A 16,807-nucleotide genomic window follows, 5' to 3' on the forward strand; every position below is an offset into this window, starting at 1 on the left:
GGCCTTCACTTCGGCAAAGCGTAAGCCATCACATAATCACCCGGCTTGGTGCCGACCGAGCCGTGGCCGCCGGCGACGATGACCACGAACTGGCGGCCGTCGGCGACCGTATAGGTCATCGGCGTCGACTGGCCGCCGGCCGGCAGCCTGGCCTTCCAAAGCTGCCTGCCGGTCGTCAGATCATAGGCGCGCAGATAATCGTCGACAGCCGCCCCCAGGAACGCGACGCCACCGGCGGTGATCATCGGCCCGCCAATGCCCGGCACGCCGACCTTGAACGGCAGCGGCAACGGTGTCATGTCGCGCACGGTGCCGTTGCGGTGCTTGTAGGCGATCTTGCCGGTCCTGAGATCGGCGCCGGCGACATAGCCCCAGGGCGGCGCCTGGCAAGGGATGCCGAGCGGCGACAGGAACGGCCCCATTACCACCGCGTAAGGCGCGCCCTCGTTGCGGTTAAGCCCCTGCTCGCTGCCGCGTCCTTCGTCCGGCGGCGGCACCTGGTCGCGCGGGATGAGCTGCGACTTGAACGCCAGATAGGTCGGCATGCCGAACATCACCTGCCGGACGGGATCGACCGCCACGCCGCCCCAGTTGAAGACGCCGAAATTGCCGGGATAGACCAGCGAGCCCTGCTCGGATGGCGGCGTGTAGCGGCCCTCATAGCGCAGGCCCTTGAGCTCGATCCGGCAGGCCAGCTGGTCGAACATGGTGATGCCCCACATGTCGGCGCCGGTCAGCGGCTTCGGATTGAAGGAGAGGTCCGATTCCGGCTGCGTCGGCGAGGTGTGGTCGCCCTCGATCGCGCCGCCCGGGGCCGGCACCTCCTTGACGGGAATGATCGGCTCGCCGCTGCGCCGGTCGAGCACGTAAAGATCGCCCTGCTTGGTCGGCCCGACCAGCCCCGGCACGACGCCGCTCGACGTGGTGATGTCGACCAGCGATGGCTGCGCCGGCACGTCCATGTCCCAAAGGTCATGATGCACGGTCTGCCGCACCCAGCGCACCTGCCCGCTGTTGAGGTCGAGCGCGGTGATCGAGGACGAGAATTTCTCGACATTGGCGCTGCGCCCGGCGCCGAGCTGGTCCGGCGTCTGGTTGCCGAGCGGCACGTAGAGCAGGCCGAGCTTCTCGTCGGCGCTCGGCGTCGACCACATGTTGGGCGAGTTGTTGGTGTAGGTCTGGCCGGCCGGCAGCGGCGTCGTCTGGTCCGGATTGCCGGAATCCCAGTTCCACAGCAGCGCGCCGCTGTCGACGTCGAAGGCGCGGATGACGCCCGACGGTTCCTGCGTGGAATAATTGTCGTTGACCGCGCCGCCGACGATGATCTTGCCGCCGACGATGAGCGGCGCCGAGGTCGAATAGTAGTAGCCCGATTTCGGATACGGCATGTTGGCGAGCAGGTTCAGCGTGCCGCCCTCGGCGAAGGATGCACACACCTGCCCGTTCGCGGCGTCGAGCGCGATCAGCCGCGCGTCGGAGGTCGGCAGATAGACGCGCGCGGGGCATGGCTGGCCGGCGGCGACCTTGCCGTCGGCATAATAGGACACGCCGCGGCAGGTCTGGTGCTGCCGGTTCGGATCGAGCTTGATCTTCGGGTCGAAGCGCCATTTCTCCTTGCCGGTCGTGGCATCGATGGCGATGGCGAAATTGTGCGGCGTGCAGATGTAGAGCGCATCGCCAATCTTCAGCGGCGTCACCTGATAGGTCGTCTCGCCGATGTCGTCCGGACCCTTCACGTCGCCAGTACGATAGGTCCAGGCCGGCTGCAGCGAAGCCACGTTGTCCACGGTGATCTGGTTGAGCGGCGAATAGCGCTGGCCGAAGGGCGTGCGCCCGTAGAAGTGCCATTCGCCTTCCGGCACGTTGCCGCCGAGATCGGCCGTCGGCGTCACCTTGTCGGCGCTGAGCTCGCCGGCAATGTCCTTTGGGTCGGCGGTCATCGAATAGCCGGCCACGGCCAGCGAGGCCAGCACCGCCAGGATCAGCGGCGCGCGTCCATCGGGACCGGTGAGCCCTCGCCTCGCCCAAGGCGTCAGCAGCCACAGCGCCAAAAGCACGATGACGCCGCCGCGCGGACCCAGATCCCACCAGTCGAAGCCGGCTTCCCAGACCGCCCAGCACAGCGTGCCGATCACGATCGCCGCATAGAGCCAAAGTCCTGTCGACCTGCGCCGGAACAGCAGCCAGGCGGTGATTAGGAAAGCAAGGCCGACAATGACGTAGTACCAGCTGCCGCCGAGCATCGCCAACCGGATGCCGCCGCCGCCAAGAACCAGACCGATGAGAGCAAGGATTACGGCGGTGAGGATGGTTGCCATGACGACACTCCTTCAGGCGCAGCAGGCGAGCGTCCGGAAACCGCCGTCGCCAAATGCAACCGTAACGCGCTTTCGAGTCTGTTTCACCTCGCCGCCGTAGTTTTCTGCCCGCTCGCGCGAGGTGTCAAATTAGCAGGACAATATCCAACGATGTCGCGGGCATTGCTCGGTCCTGTCCGTTCACGTCGAAATGACGAAGCCTGGCGGTCGCCATTCTTCTGCCGGCAATCGGGCGATGCTATGCTTTGCCGATGAAGGCCGACGCCGCCTCGTTGCTTGAAAAGGCCCGCCACGCTTACGCGCAGCGGGCATGGGCGGATGCGTTCGCGCTTCTGCAGGCTACGGACGCGATCGCGCCGCTGGGCCCGGACGATCTCGAACGGCAGCTCTGGTCGGCCGCCATGCTCGACCGCGATCAGGACAGCCAGGTCGCCGGTGACCGCCTGTTCGAGGCCTATGTCGAAGCGGGCCGTTACGACCGGGCGGCGTATTGGGCGTTCTTTCGCGGCTTCCGCCTTCTCGCCCTCGGCGAGGAAGGCCACGCGACGGCCTGCATCCAGCAGGCCCAGCGCCTGGCCGACGGCTTCGGTCGCGAATGCGCGGCGCATGGCTATCTGATCTTGCTGGCGGCCCAGAAGGAACTCATGACGGGTAACGATCCGGCCGCCGCGCCGCTGGCGAGCCAGGCCCTGGCGATCGGCGAGCGCTGTTGCGATATCGACCTCGTCGCCTTCGCCAGATGCTATCTCGGCCGTGCGCTGGTACGGCAGGGCCGGATCGACGAAGGCATCGCCTCGCTCGACGAGGCCATGCTGCCGGCCGTCGACGGAAAGCTCTCGCCCATCGTCACCGGCCTGATCTACTGCAACCTCATCGCCGCATGCCGGCAGGTCTATGCGCTCGACCGCTCGCGCGAATGGACCGAGGCGCTGTCGAACTGGTGCGGAACTCAGCCGCAGCTTGTCCAGTTCAACGGCGTCTGCCTTTTGCACCGCGCCGAGATCATGGAATTGAACGGCGCCTGGCAGGATGCGATCGCCGAGGCACGCCGCGCGACGACGTCGTTGGCCCATACCACGGCCAGCGAGGCGGCGGCGGGCGCGGCCTACCAGGAGGCCGAAATCCATCGCTTGCGCGGCGAGTTCGCCGCCGCCGAGGACCTCTACCGCACTGCCAGCCGGCTCGGGCTCGAACCGCAGCCCGGCATGGCGCTGCTGCGGCTGGCGCAGGGCCGGGCCGAACAGGCTGCGGCAACCCTTCGCCGCGTGCTCGCCACGACCAAGGCTCCACTCGGCCGCGCCCGCCTGCTGCCGGCTCTGGTCGAGATCATGATCGCCGCCGGCGCAATCGAGGAGGCACGCGACGCCTGCCAGGAGCTGGAAGCGATCGCCAGCCGTTTCGCGACCGACATCCTGGCGGCGATGGCCTCGCAGGCGAGAGGCGAGATCGACTTGCACGAAGGCAGCGCCGCGACCGCGCTCGGCCATTTCCGCGCCGCGCTGACGACCTGGCAGCGTGCCGGCGCTCCCTATCTCGAGGCGCGGCTGCGCGTGCTTGCCGGGCAGGCCTGCCGCATGCTTGGCGACGAAGACGGCACCGAGCTCGAATTCGATGCCGCCCGTACGGTTTTTGCCGGCCTCGGCGCCGCGCCCGACCTCGCCCGGGTCGCCGCACTGACCCGGCCGACGAGCTTGCCTTCGCATGGGCTGACCCGGCGCGAGATCGAAGTTCTTGGCCTTGTCGCCACCGGCAAGACCAACAGGACGATAGCAACCGACCTTGGTCTCAGCGAAAAGACCGTCGACCGGCATCTCAGCAACATATTCGACAAGCTGGCGGTCAACTCGCGCGCGGCTGCCACAGCCTACGGCTTTCAGAACGGCCTGCTCTGACGCAACGACCTTCTGACCTCGAGCAATTCCAGAAAAGTGTGAAACGGTTTCCGTTCGGAATTACGTCAAAGCAAAGAGATTGAGCGGTTCGGCGTTTCCGTGAAACGATGAAACGCTCTAGCGGCATGGGGAAAAATCCCCATCGCATTTTTCTGACTCGTGAGGTGTCTCCCCGAAGCGCCGCGGCGCCGTTCCCTTATTTTTGGTCCGCCAGTGACGAACCAAATGGAGCGATCATGAACCCGACTTCGACATCCGGACCGGCCGCGATGCAGGCAATGACCCTGCGCGGTCGTCACAACATTCGCATCGCCGAAACCAGGGCACGCGCCGGCGCGTTGCTGGAACCGGGAGCGGCCTTCATGCACCTGGAGGCCGATGCTCTGCAGGCAATCGGCAGCGATCCATCATCAGGCGACGAAACGCGGCCTGCGCTCAGGGAAGAACATGTCGACGTCGTGGTCATCGGCGCCGGCCAGAACGGTCTTTCCGTCGGCTATCACCTCGCCCGCAAGGGAGTGAAGTTCGTCATCCTGGAGGGCCGCGAACGCGTCGGCGACATCTGGCGCTCGCGCTGGGATTCGCTGCGCCTGTTTACCCCGGCACGCTTCGACGGTCTGGTCGGCATGCCCTTCCCCGCCGCGCGCTATTCATTCCCGACCAAGGACGAAATGGCCGACTATCTCGAGGCCTATGCGCGGAGGTTTGCCTTGCCGGTGCGCACTGGCGTCAAGGTCGACGAGGTGACCCGTTCCGGCGAGCGCTACATCGTCACATCAGGCCAGACCCGCTACATCGCCAAGCACGTCGTCGCCGCCGCCTCGAGCTATCAGAAGCCGAAGATCCCGGATTTCGCGGCGTCGTTCGATCCGTCGATCCGGCAATTGCATTCGGTTGCCTACAAGAACCCGGAACAGCTCAAGGCAGGTGGCGTGCTTCTTGTCGGCGCCAGCAATTCCGGTGCGGAAATCGCCATGGATGTCGCGCGAACGCATCAAGTGTGGCTGTCGGGCCGCCATCCAGGCCACATCCCGGTCGCCTACAATGGCTACTTCGCGATGCGTTTGGTCCTGCCGGTGGTCTTGCGCATCGTTTTCCACCGTTTGCTCACCGTCGATACGCCGATGGGCCGCAAGGCCAAGCCGGAGCAGTTGTCGCATGGCCTGCCGCTGATCCGGGTCAAGCCGCAGGATCTGGACGCCGCCGGCGTCCGCCGGGTCGCCCGCGTCGCCAGTGCCCGCGACGGCAAGCCGCTGCTCGACGACGGCCAGCTTCTCGACGTTGCCAACATCATCTGGTGCACCGGGTTCCGGGCCGGGCTCGATTGGATCAAGCTGCCGATCTTCGACGACACCGGCCGGGTGAAGCAGTATCGCGGCGCCGTCGAAGGCGAACCGGGACTGTATGTCTGCGGCCTGCATTTCCAGCACTCGACCTCCTCCACCATGATCCACGGCGCGGCACGCGATGCCGGCTACGTCGCCGACAAGATCGGCGAGCGCATGCGGGCAGCCGCCGGATAAGGGCTTCGAGGCGCTTGCCGGCGCTGGAAAAGCCACCACGCCCGGCAATCGTGTCGCCAAACCAGAACAAAACATAGACACTTCTGGCCTTTCGCTGCCGAATCACTACATTCGGGGGCAATGTCCGGCTTTTCGGAAGACATGCCCTTTTTTGACGAACCGAATGCGCGGCCCGCGGCCCCGTCCGGCATAGCCGCGCGCGCCATGGCCGCCCGCAGCGGCCAGAACAGCGCGCCCGACTATCTGAAGGGCCTGAACCCCGAGCAGCGGCTGGCGGTCGAGACGACCGAAGGCCCGGTACTGGTGCTGGCCGGCGCCGGCACCGGCAAGACGCGCGTGCTCACCACCCGCATCGCCCACATCCTTTCAACCCATAAAGCGAATCCATGGGAGATTCTCGCGGTCACCTTCACAAACAAGGCCGCACGCGAGATGAAGACCCGTATTGGCCTACTCGTCGGCGAAAAGATCGAGGGCATGCCGTGGCTCGGCACCTTCCACTCGATCGGCGTCAAGCTGCTGCGCCGCCACGCCGAGCTCGCCGGGCTGAAATCCGATTTCACCATCCTCGACACCGACGATGTCGTGCGTCTGATCAAGCAGCTCATCCAGGCCGAGGGGCTGGACGACAAGCGCTGGCCGGCCAAGCAGTTCGCCCAGATGATCGACGGTTGGAAGAACAAGGGGCTCGGCCCCGCCGACATCCCGGAGGGCGACGCCCGCAGCTTCGCCAACGGCAAGGGGCGCGAGCTCTACAAGGCCTATCAGGAGCGGCTGCAGACCCTGAACGCCTGCGATTTCGGCGACCTGCTCTGCCATCCGATCCGTATCTTCCGCGCCTATCCGGATGTGCTGAAGGACTACCACAGGCGCTTCAAATACATCCTCGTCGACGAGTACCAGGACACCAACACCGCGCAGTATATGTGGCTGCGCCTGCTGGCGCAGCGGCCGCAATCCTCCCCCCTTGAGGGGGAGGTGCCCGCGAAGCGGGCGGAGGGGGTCGCCGCAGAAGGCACCGCCCGGTCATCGAGCACAGGGGCGTCGAGCACTGCCGCGAGGACCCCACCCGACCGGGCTTCGCCCGGCCACTCTCCCCTCAAGGGGAATTCCCGCCCGGCCACCGTCAACATCTGCTGTGTCGGCGACGACGACCAATCGATCTATGGCTGGCGCGGTGCCGAGGTCGACAACATCCTGCGCTTCGACAAGGATTTCCCCGGCGCCACCATCATAAGGCTCGAACGCAACTATCGCTCGACCGCGCATATCCTCGGCGCCGCCTCGCATCTCATCGCCTTCAACGAAGGCCGCTTCGGCAAGACGCTGTTCACCGACCGAAACGACCCCGAGGACGACAAGGTGCATGTCCACGCCGCCTGGGATTCGGAGGAAGAGGCGCGCGCCGTCGGCGAGACCATCGAGGCCTATCAGCGCCCCGATAAACAAGGGAATCGGCACAATCTGAACGACATGGCGATCCTTGTGCGCGCATCCTTCCAGATGCGCGCTTTCGAAGAACGCTTCATCACGCTCGGCCTGAGCTACCGCGTCATCGGCGGCCCGCGTTTCTACGAGCGCATGGAAATCCGCGACGCGCTTGCCTTCTTCCGCGTCGTCGCCAACGGCGGCGACGACCTCGCCTTCGAGCGCATTGTCAACGTGCCGAAGCGTGGGCTCGGCGAAGCCACCATCCGCCAGATCCACGACACGGCGCGGGCGCTCCGCATCCCGATGCTGGAAGCCGCCGGCAACCTCGCCGAAAGCGACGAGCTGAAGCCGAAGCCGCGCGCCGCCCTGCGCGAGGTCGCGGCCAATTTCGAGCGCTGGCAAAAGGCGCTGGAGACCACGCCGCACACCGAGCTCGCCGAGACCATCCTGGAGGAGAGCGGCTACACCGACATGTGGAAGAACGACCGCTCGGCCGAATCGCCCGGGCGGCTGGAAAACCTCAAGGAGCTGATCCGCTCCATGGAGGAGTACGAATCGCTGCGCGCCTTCCTCGAGCATGTCGCGCTGGTCATGGAGGCCGAGCAGAGCGAGTCGCTCGATGCGGTCTCGATCATGACGCTGCATTCGGCCAAGGGTCTCGAGTTCGAGACCGTCTTCCTCCCCGGCTGGGAAGAAGGCCTGTTCCCGCACCAGCGCGCGCTCGACGAAGGCGGCCGTTCCGGCCTCGAGGAGGAGCGCCGCCTCGCCTATGTCGGCCTAACACGCGCCAAGAAGAACCTGCACATCTGGTTCGTCTCCAATCGCCTCATCCACGGCCTGTGGCAATCGACCATCCCGTCGCGCTTCCTCGACGAATTGCCGGAAACCCATGTCGAGGTCGCCGAGAGCGGCAACTCATATGGCGGCTACGGCAACAGCTACGGCGGCGGCTCGTTCGCCTCCGGACGCGGCAGCCGGCAGAACCCCTACGGCGCCTCGCGCTTCGACAATATCGGCGAGGAAAAATCCTTCTCCAACACCTATTCGACGCCGGGCTGGCAGCGCGCGCAGGCCAACCGCACCGAGGCCACCGATCGCAACTGGGGCACGCGCTCCGGCCACCAGGTCGAGCGCATCGGCTATGGCGAGACCGACAGCGGCTACGGCGCCGGCCGCACCAGCGTCAAAGGTCGCACCATCGACGGCGAACTGGTCGCCAAGTCCGTCGCCGACAAGCCGTCGGCCTTCAGCGTCGGCGACCGCGTCTTCCACCAGAAATTCGGCAACGGCAACATTGCGGCAATCGAAGGCAACAAGCTCACCATCGACTTCGACAAGGCCGGCCAGAAACGCGTGCTGGACGGCTTTGTCACCGGCGTGTGAGCAATTCCCTCACCGATACCTCGCCTGGTTCCACTTATGGCCGAGCAGCGACAAGATGATGATCAGCCCGTTGAAGAACTGCACGTAGAAGCCGCTCAGCCCCGCCGCCACCACGCCGGTCTGGATGAACGACACGGTCACCGCGCCGATCGCGCCGCCGACCACCGTGCCGATGCCGCCCCAGGTCGGCGTGCCGCCGACGAACACCGAGGCCAGCACCGGCAGCAGATAGCCGTCGCCGGCCGTCGGCCACCAGGTGAAGTTGATCATCACCGAGAAGGTGCCGGCGATCGCCGCCCCGATGCCGGTGAAGACGAACACCTTGACTTTGACGCGCTTGACGTCGATGCCCATCTGCTTGGCGCTGTCCGGATTGTCGCCGACTGCCCTCACCTGCGCGCCGAAGCGGTGGCGGTTGTAGAGCAGCGCCGAGAAAACGACGAAGGCGATGGCCCAGAAGACCTGCACCGGGATGCCCCAGAGCTGGCTCGAGAAGATCTTGTAGGCTGAGCTGTCGGCAAGGCCGGTCAGCGCCATCGACCTGCCCTCGTTGATGATCTGGATCAGGCCGCGCAACAGGAAATTCATGCCGAGCGTGGCGATCAGCGACGACAGTCCGCCATAGACGACCAGCGATCCGACCAGGAAGCCGAGCAGCGTGCCGGTGACCAGCGCGGCGGCGATGCCGAGGAACGGATCATAGCCGGCCTGCACGACCAGTGCGAAGACCCATGAGGCAAAACCCATCGTTGCCGGGAACGACAGGTCGATCTCGTCGCAGGTGACGACGAAGACCAGCGGCACCACCACGAACAGCGCAACGGGAAGCGTCGTCAGTACCGAGCTGTAGAGATACCAGGTGGTGAACACCGTCGGATTGGCGATGATGAACACCGCCATCATGAAGATGAACACGCCGAGCGTGCCGAGCGCGGCGCGGTTGTCGATGACGAAGCCGCGCAGCCAGTGGTCGGATGGATGGCTCCATTCCTTGCCTGCCTGGCCGCTTGTTCTTCCCAGGGGAGATTGCAGATCGGGTTCCATGGCCTTGCTCATCGCGCTCCCTGCTCCGCTTCGCCCGCCTCGTGCAGTCCGGGCAGGCCGCCCGGATGCGCCACGTCTTCCATGAAGTTGATGAGATCTTCCGCCGACTTGATCTGGCTGCGGTCGGCGGTCAGCGCCACCTTGCCGCGGTCGAGCACCACGAAGCGGTCGGCAATGTCGAAGACGTGGTGGATGTTGTGGCCGATGAACAGGATCGACCGGCCGCTCGCCCGCACCTGGCGCACGAAGTGGAAGACCTTGGCGGTCTCGGTCAGCGACAGCGCCGTCGTCGGCTCGTCGAGGATGATCAGCTCCGCCTGCTTGTAGATGGCGCGCGCGATCGCCACGCCCTGGCGTTCGCCGCCCGAAAGCTGGCCGACGATCGAGTGCGGCGTGAACACTTTCGAGGTGAAGCCGATCTCCCGCATCAGCCGGCTCGCCTCCTCGATCTCCTTGTTGACCTTCAGCCAGCCCATCCAGCTGGTCAGTTCGCGACCCATGAAGATGTTGCGCACGATCGTCTGCTGCACCGCCAGCGCCCGGTCCTGGAACACCGTCTCGATGCCGGCATCGCGCGAGCGCGCCGCGCTCCATCCGCTGACCGGCTTGCCGCGCACCAGGATCTCGCCGCTGGTCGGCTTGACCACGCCTGACAGGATCTTGATCAGCGTCGACTTGCCGGCGCCATTGTCGCCGATCAGGCCGACCACCTCGCCGCGGTCGACGCTGAGGTTGACGCCGCCAAGCGCATAGACCTGGCCATACGACTTCTTGATGTCGCGCAGTTCGATGATGCGTTCGCCCATGCGATCCTCGCTCGGATTGTCTGTCTTGCCGGTCTCCTCGCCGGCGGCCCCGCCGGCCGGGCGAAATCCCGGCCGACGGCTTGGGAGGTCAGCGCAGCGCCTGCTTGGCCAGCTCGGCGACGATCTCGTAATTCTGCGGCGTCACGAAGCCGGCGCCGGTATCGACATTCATCGGCGCCAGACCCAGCACTACCTGCTGGCAGAGGCTGAGGATCGGCAGGTAGCCCTGCAGGAAGGGCTGCTGGTCGGCCGTCAGCTGCACCCAGCCGCCCTTGAAGCCCTCGACGATCTGCGGGCTGGTGTCGAAGCCGAAATTGAAGATCTCGCCGGGCTTTCTTCCCGCCGCCTGCATGTAGGTGGCGACATTGCCCAGCATCTGGCCGCCGGGATAGCCGACCGCCTTGATATCAGGGTTGTTGAGCAGGGCCGCGGTGATCACCGGAATCGCCAGATTGGGGTCGGATGCCCATTCGCCGCTCGGCGGTGACGGCAGCTGGATGACACTGATGCCGGCCTCCTTGAGTACGGCCACCGTGCCGCGCTCTCGCGCGCCGCGGGCCTCGTTCTCGAACGGGCCGATCATGATCGCCTTGTCGCCGGACTTGAGCTTGCCGAGCTTGATGGCCTCGGCGCCGAGTGCACGGCCCTGCTGCTCCTGCTGGGCGCCGACATAGCCGCCGCCGAACGCTTCCACCACCTTCGGCACCGGAACGTTCTGGTACATCATCTTGATGCCGTCCTTGTGCGCCTGCTCGGCCAGAGGCATGATCGCGGCGTCGCCCGGATGGCCCATCATGGCGATGCCGTTGGGTTTCACGGCGACGGCCTCGCGTAACTGCTGCACCATCTTCTCGGAATCCCACTGCGAGAAGATGTAGTCGACCTTAGGCCCGAGATCGGCGGCCGCCTGCTTGGCGCCATTGTAGACGATGGTGCCGAAGGCGTCGCCCTCCGCGCCGCCGACGAAGAAGCGGATGTGGACGTCCTTGCACCATTGGGCATCCAGCGCCTGCGCCGGCAAGGTGGAGATGGCGGCGGCAAGCGCCGTGGCTGCGGCCACGACGGTCGTGCGCAGAAGTGTCGTTCTAAACGCGATGCTCATGCACGTTCCTCCCTTTGTTTCCTCGCCAAGCGAGGGTTTTCGACATTCGCTTCGGCAGTGCGCCGCAAAACTGGCCGGCCGGCTCCTCCCGCCGGCCAATCCTCACATCAACTTTGGCCTCACATCGGATTTGGCAGGTAGCTGGCACCTCCCCTGCATTGCTTGAGATAATCCAGCGCGCGCACTTGCCCGGTGATCTCCAGGTCGTCGCGATAGACAGGGTCGTGCCAGCCCTCGATGTCGATGGCGCCCTTGTAGCCGGCCAGCCGCAATTCGCTGATCACCCGCGTCCAGTCGCTGTCGCCGAAGCCCGGCGTGCGCATCTGCACGAAGGGCAGCCGGCCGAACACGCCGTGCTCGCGGATGACGTCCCAGCGCACGGTGGCGTCCTTGCCGTGGACATGGAAGATGCGCGGCGCCCATTTGCGGATCTGCGGCATCGGGTCGATCAGGTAGACGAGCTGATGGCAGGGCTCCCATTCGAGGCCGAGATTGTCATCCGGCAATTCGTTGAACATCAGCTCCCAGGCATCCGGATTGTGGGCGATGTTCCAGTCACCGCTGGCCCAGTTGCCATCCATCGCGCAATTCTCGAAGGCGATGCGCACGCCCTTGTCGGCGGCGCGCTTCGCCAGCGGCCCCCAGACCTCGCGGAAGCGCGGCAGGCTGTCGGTCAGCGGCTTGCCGCGAATACGGCCGGTGAAGCCGCTGACCGTGGAAGCGCCGAACAGATGCGCATGATCGATCACCGTCTCCCAGGCGGCGAGCACGCCGCGGTCGACCTCGCCGCTCTCCAGCGGATTGCCGAACACGCCGATCGACGAGACGGTGACGTCGGCATCGCCGATCGCCTCGCGGATCTGGCCGGCGAGCCGCGGCAGGTCCTTGCCGCCCAGCGTCTGCCAGAAGAAGGGCTGGATGCTCTCGAAGCCGAGCGGCAGGATCTGTTTGATGTAGGCGGCCGGGTCGTCGAGATTGGCCCTGACCATGGTGCCGATCCTGATGTCGAGGAGCGGGTTTGGCATCATTGCGCATCCCTGGCGATCGCCACGCGGCGTCCGGTCTCGGCGCTTTCGATCGCGCCGAAGACCATGGCCAGGCTGTTGATGTTGTCGGTGCCGCGCGTTTCCGGCTCGGCGCCGGTTTCGATCGCGTGCATGAAATCCCTGATGATGCCGAGATGGCCATCGACGCGGTCGGATGCGTCGAGTGGCGGCACCTCGATTGGCTGGGTCTTGTCGAACAGGCCGTCGCGGCCCGCAGCCACCACCTCCGCCTTCAGCCCATCAAAGCCGTCCCAGAGCAGGCTGCCGCGCTCGGCGACGATGCGCCAGCTCCCTTCCCAGCTGGTCCGGAAGCCGTCGGCGCACCAGCTGCCCGCATAGGTAAAGACCTTGCCGCCGCCGAAATCGAAGACGGCGCTCGCCGACGATCCCTGCCGGTACCAGGAACTGGCCGGCTCCCACTCCTGGCAGTAGACGCTGGCCGGCTCGCCGGCGGCCATGTAGCGGGCGGCATCGAAGGTGTGGATCGCCATGTCGAGCAGCAGCACATGGGACATCTCCTCGCGAAAGCCGCCGAAATGCGGCGCGACGAAGAAGTCGGCATGGATGCTGGTCGGCTTGCCGATGGCGCCCGAGTCGAGAAAGCGGCGGATGCGCCGGACATTGGCGACATAGCGGCGGTTCTGCACGACGGCATGGACGCGCCCCGCCCGGCGCGCGGCCTCGATGATGGCGCGCGCATTTTCCGGACTGTCGGCGAGCGGCTTTTCGGTCAGCAGATGGCAATTGTGGGCAAAGGCCGAAAGCGCGACGTCACGGCGGGCGGCGGGAACGACGACGTCGAACACTGCGTCAGGCTTGGTCTCGTCGAGGACGGCATCGAGGCTGGTGCCGATGACGGCCCCGGCAAGCCCGTATTCGCTTGCCCTCGCCTGCGCCCGCTCGGCATCAAGATCGACAAGGCCGGCAATCGTCAGCCCGTCGATCTGCCTCGCGGCATCGAGCCACTGCTTGCTCATGGCTCCGCAGCCGGCCAGGACGACCTTCATCCAGCGCTCCTCCTCCGCTCGACCCCTCCAGGCCGATCGTCACGGCATCCACGGCGTCACCGTAAACGTTTTTCCGTAAACGTTTACGAGAACACACCCGATAGCGTAGAATGTCAATCGGCTGTTTGCGAAAATCATCCCAAAGCCTTGGCCTGAGCGGCAGCCGGTGCTAGCCAAGGCAGGGGGAGAACCGTCCTTGGCGTCCAGCATCCACGACCTTGCGCGTCACCTGAACATTTCGATCGGCACCGTGTCGCGGGCGCTGAACGGCCGCGCCGATGTCAATGCCGACACACGCCAGCGCGTGCTGGAAGCCGCCAAGCAGCTGAACTACGCGCCCAACCAGTCCGGCCGCAGCCTCCGGCAAGGCGCCACCCACTCGATCGCCTTCATGCTGCAGCCGCATCCCGGCGACCAGCAATATGGCGAGCCCTTCTTCATCCCGTTCCTCACCGGCCTGCAGGGCAGGCTCGCCGAAAGCGGCCTCGACCTGATCGTGGTCATGGGCGCGCCGGGCGACTACCAGCAGGAGCGCCTGCGCCGCGTCGTCGAGACGCGCCGCGCCGACGCCGTGGTGCTGGCCTGGACGCGGCGCGAGGACGAGCGCATCGACTATCTGACCGAGAGAGGCTTCCCCTTCGCCACGCTCGGCCGCAGCCGTTCCGGCGGCAAGTCCTACCCTTCCCTCGACCTCGATTTCGAGAAGGCCGGCAGCGACGCCGTCGACCGGCTGGTGGCGCGCGGCCACCGCCGCATCGCCGCGGTCCGCCCTGCCCTCAATCTCAATTTCGGCTACCTGTTCCTCGACGGCTACCGCAAGGCCCTGAAGCGGCACGGCATCGAGGTCGATCCCGGCCTGATCGCCGACGGCTTCATCAACGAGGGCGGCGGCTACCAGGTGACACCGCGCGTGATGCTCTCCAAGGACCGGCCTACGGCGATCATCTACAACAACGACGCTATGGCGCTCGGCGGCTGCAAGGCGCTGGCCGAGATGGGCATCCGGCCCGGCCACGACATCGCCGTGACGGTCATCGTCGACACGCCGCTCTGCCGCTATTTCTCGCCGGCGCTGACCGCCTTCCGCCCGGCGCTGCAGCCCATGGGCCGGCGGTTGGCCGAGATGCTGCTTGCATCGCTCCCCGCCTTCGCCGGTCCGGAAGGCACGCGCATCATGCGCGAGGTCTGGCCGCTGGAACTGATCGCGCGAGAGAGCGACTGATAGTCGCCGAGGGTAGCCGCATCGACCTCAGTCCACTTTCTCCTCGCCCTTCTCGCCAGCCTTTACGATGTCGCCGGTCGTGAACAGGATTTCCTTCAGCTCTGCCCGCCAGTCCTTCTTCTGACGCAGCAGGAATTCGAGATTCATGCCGAAATGCTTGAACTCCTCGCCTTGCGCATTTTTCATGATGGCGCGCGCCTGCGCGTCCTTTTCCACCGACATGCGCTGCTCGTACCAGCTGATCGCCTCCGCCTCCTCGATCAGCGAAGTGATCATGCGGGCAAATGTCCGCACCTTCTGCGTCAATTCCTCCGCCGGCTCGTGATACTGATCGAAACCCATATGTCCTCCTGAGCCCATGGCTCGACCGACCATCGCAGGCGATGCCTGGGCTCGCCTGCAACGGTTGCGATTGGAAAATGGTTCCGGGGCACGCGCCGGCGCGGCCTGTCACGCAGGTATCATGTTCGAGTCCTAGACCGCTTGGCGGAAGGTGCCGGCGGCATGTCGATGCGACACCCGCTCCGGCATGCTCTGTCACAAGGGGATATCCATGAAACATCTCAACCGGACCGTTGCACTTGGCGCGGCACTTGCGCTGTTCACAGCCCTCACCCCGGCGCTCGCCGATGGCGTCGCCTATGTCAACAAGGGCCTGGTCGGCGTCGGCCGCATCCCCGCCAACCAGAAGGACAAGTTCGGCGAGACCTTCGGCTCCGGTTCCGGCATGGCGATCGACACCAAGGGCTGGGCGCGTGACGGCAACGCCTACAAGGGCTCGCTCTGGCTGCTGCCGGATCGTGGCTACAACGTCGTCGGCACCACCGACTATCGGGCCCGCCTCAACACCGTTTCGATCGAGCTTGCCCCGACCCCTCCGGGCGCCGCGCCCGCAGCCGGCCAGGAACAGTCGGGCGTCAATGCGACGCTCGCCGACACCCTGCTGCTCACCGACGACAAGGGCGTTGACGCCACCGGCCTCGACCCGCTGAACGGCGTCCGCCCCGCCGCCGGCGACATGCCGATCCTGCCGCAGGCCGACAATGGCAAGCTGGCGCTGGATGACGAAGCCATCGTGCGCCTGCCGGACGGCAGCATGTTCATCTCCGACGAGTACGGCCCTAACATCTATCGCTTCTCGGCCGAGGGCCGCCTGATGTCGGCCACCCAGCCGCCGGCGGCCCTGGTGCCAATGCGCCACGGCAAGCCGAACTTCGCCTCCGACAATCCGGGCCCGGGCGCCGCCGAGCCCGATCCGAAGGATCCCGAGACCGGCCGCCAGAACAACCAGGGCCTGGAAGGCATGTCGCTGACGCCGGACGGCAAGTTCCTGATCGCCGTGCTGCAGTCGGCGCCGCGCCAGGATGGCGGCGATTCCGGCTCGACGCGCCAGAACACCAGGGCGCTGGTCTATGACGCATCCGACCTCGCCCATCTCAAGCTGGCGCATGAATATGTCGTGCCGTTGCCCGTGTTCAAGGACGCCAAGGGCAAGACCAAGGTGGCGGCGCAGAGTGAGATCGTCGCGCTCTCCAACACGAGCTTCCTGATGCTGACGCGCGACAGCGGCAACGGCCAGGGTGTGAAGGGCGAAGAGTCGCTCTATCGCAAGATCAACATCGTCGACCTGTCCGGCGCGACCGACATCGCCGGCGGCCCGTTCGACGCCGCCGACAAGCCGCTGGCGCCGAAGGGCGTGCTCGATCCGTCGGTTACCCCGGCCAAGGTCACGCCGTTCATCGACATCAACGACAAGGCCCAGCTTGGCCGCTTCGGCCTGCACAATGGCAAGCCGAACGACAAGGACAATCTCTCGGAGAAGTGGGAGGCGATGTCGCTGGTCAGCGTGCTCGATCCCAAGCTGCCCGACGACTACTTCCTGTTCGTCGCCAACGACAACGATTTCCTGACCCAGGACGGCTTCCAGGTCGGCGCGTCCTACAAGGCCGGGGACGGCGCCGATGTCGACACCATGTTCCTGGTCTATCAAGTGACGCTGCCGAACCTCGCCACGAACTAGCTAACGACAGAAA

Annotated in this window: 12 protein-coding genes; 5 read left to right on the forward strand and 7 right to left on the reverse strand. The window is 65.8% G+C overall.

Annotated features, from left to right (window positions below; genetic code table 11):
- Positions 1–5 precede the first annotated feature (5 nt).
- Positions 6–2,318, reverse strand: coding sequence for a glucose/quinate/shikimate family membrane-bound PQQ-dependent dehydrogenase (locus tag EN846_RS13915; protein WP_128346394.1), 2,313 nt, complete (start codon positions 2,316–2,318; stop codon positions 6–8).
- A gap of 251 nt (positions 2,319–2,569) precedes the next feature.
- Here EN846_RS13915 and EN846_RS36390 point away from each other — a divergent pair, with 251 nt between their 5' ends.
- The 3 genes from EN846_RS36390 to EN846_RS13930 all read left to right on the forward strand — a co-directional run bounded on the left by EN846_RS36390 (position 2,570) and on the right by EN846_RS13930 (position 8,547).
- A complete protein-coding gene (locus tag EN846_RS36390; protein WP_127393396.1) occupies positions 2,570–4,210 on the forward strand; it encodes a helix-turn-helix transcriptional regulator in 1,641 nt (546 codons plus the stop codon).
- Positions 4,211–4,446: 236 nt separating this feature from the next.
- Positions 4,447–5,733: an FAD-dependent oxidoreductase gene (locus EN846_RS13925; RefSeq protein ID WP_245493381.1), complete on the forward strand. Its 1,287-nt coding sequence runs from the start codon at positions 4,447–4,449 to the stop codon at positions 5,731–5,733.
- A 120-nt stretch (positions 5,734–5,853) separates the two neighbouring features.
- Positions 5,854–8,547 carry a UvrD-helicase domain-containing protein gene (locus EN846_RS13930; RefSeq protein ID WP_135858700.1) on the forward strand — a complete coding sequence of 898 codons (2,694 nt, stop codon included), beginning with the start codon at positions 5,854–5,856 and terminating at the stop codon, positions 8,545–8,547.
- 9 nt (positions 8,548–8,556) lie between these two features.
- On the opposite strand, the gene EN846_RS13935 is transcribed toward EN846_RS13930, so the two are convergent.
- The 5 genes from EN846_RS13935 to EN846_RS13955 all read right to left on the reverse strand — a co-directional run bounded on the left by EN846_RS13935 (position 8,557) and on the right by EN846_RS13955 (position 13,552).
- Positions 8,557–9,603: an ABC transporter permease gene (locus tag EN846_RS13935; RefSeq protein ID WP_127286430.1), complete on the reverse strand. Its 1,047-nt coding sequence runs from the start codon at positions 9,601–9,603 to the stop codon at positions 8,557–8,559.
- Entirely contained in the window at positions 9,600–10,397 is a 798-nt protein-coding gene (locus EN846_RS13940; RefSeq protein WP_127286431.1) for an ATP-binding cassette domain-containing protein, read from the reverse strand. Before EN846_RS13940 ends, EN846_RS13935 begins: the two co-directional genes overlap by 4 nt.
- 88 nt (positions 10,398–10,485) lie before the next feature.
- On the reverse strand, positions 10,486–11,499 hold the full coding sequence (locus EN846_RS13945) for a substrate-binding domain-containing protein (RefSeq protein WP_127286432.1): 1,014 nt from the start codon (positions 11,497–11,499) through the stop codon (positions 10,486–10,488).
- A gap of 119 nt (positions 11,500–11,618) precedes the next feature.
- The gene (locus EN846_RS13950; RefSeq protein ID WP_127394015.1) at positions 11,619–12,527 is read right to left on the reverse strand and encodes a sugar phosphate isomerase/epimerase; all 909 of its coding nucleotides are present in this window, start codon (positions 12,525–12,527) and stop codon (positions 11,619–11,621) included.
- The gene (locus EN846_RS13955) at positions 12,524–13,552 is read right to left on the reverse strand and encodes a Gfo/Idh/MocA family oxidoreductase (RefSeq protein ID WP_127394014.1); all 1,029 of its coding nucleotides are present in this window, start codon (positions 13,550–13,552) and stop codon (positions 12,524–12,526) included. Before EN846_RS13955 ends, EN846_RS13950 begins: the two co-directional genes overlap by 4 nt.
- A 196-nt stretch (positions 13,553–13,748) precedes the next feature.
- Here EN846_RS13955 and EN846_RS13960 point away from each other — a divergent pair, with 196 nt between their 5' ends.
- Positions 13,749–14,774, forward strand: a complete 1,026-nt coding sequence (locus EN846_RS13960; RefSeq protein ID WP_128276327.1) for a LacI family DNA-binding transcriptional regulator — start codon at positions 13,749–13,751, stop codon at positions 14,772–14,774.
- Positions 14,775–14,801: 27 nt separating this feature from the next.
- Here EN846_RS13960 and EN846_RS13965 read toward each other — a convergent pair whose 3' ends face one another.
- The gene (locus tag EN846_RS13965; RefSeq protein WP_127286181.1) at positions 14,802–15,116 is read right to left on the reverse strand and encodes a hypothetical protein; all 315 of its coding nucleotides are present in this window, start codon (positions 15,114–15,116) and stop codon (positions 14,802–14,804) included.
- A 211-nt stretch (positions 15,117–15,327) separates the two neighbouring features.
- On the opposite strand from EN846_RS13965, the gene EN846_RS13970 reads away from it, so the two are divergent.
- Entirely contained in the window at positions 15,328–16,794 is a 1,467-nt protein-coding gene (locus EN846_RS13970; RefSeq protein ID WP_127393528.1) for an esterase-like activity of phytase family protein, read from the forward strand.
- The last annotated feature ends 13 nt before the right edge of the window (positions 16,795–16,807 follow it).

Origin of the sequence: Mesorhizobium sp. M4B.F.Ca.ET.203.01.1.1, from assembly GCF_004791025.1 — a bacterium.
Taxonomy (GTDB): domain Bacteria; phylum Pseudomonadota; class Alphaproteobacteria; order Rhizobiales; family Rhizobiaceae; genus Mesorhizobium; species Mesorhizobium abyssinicae.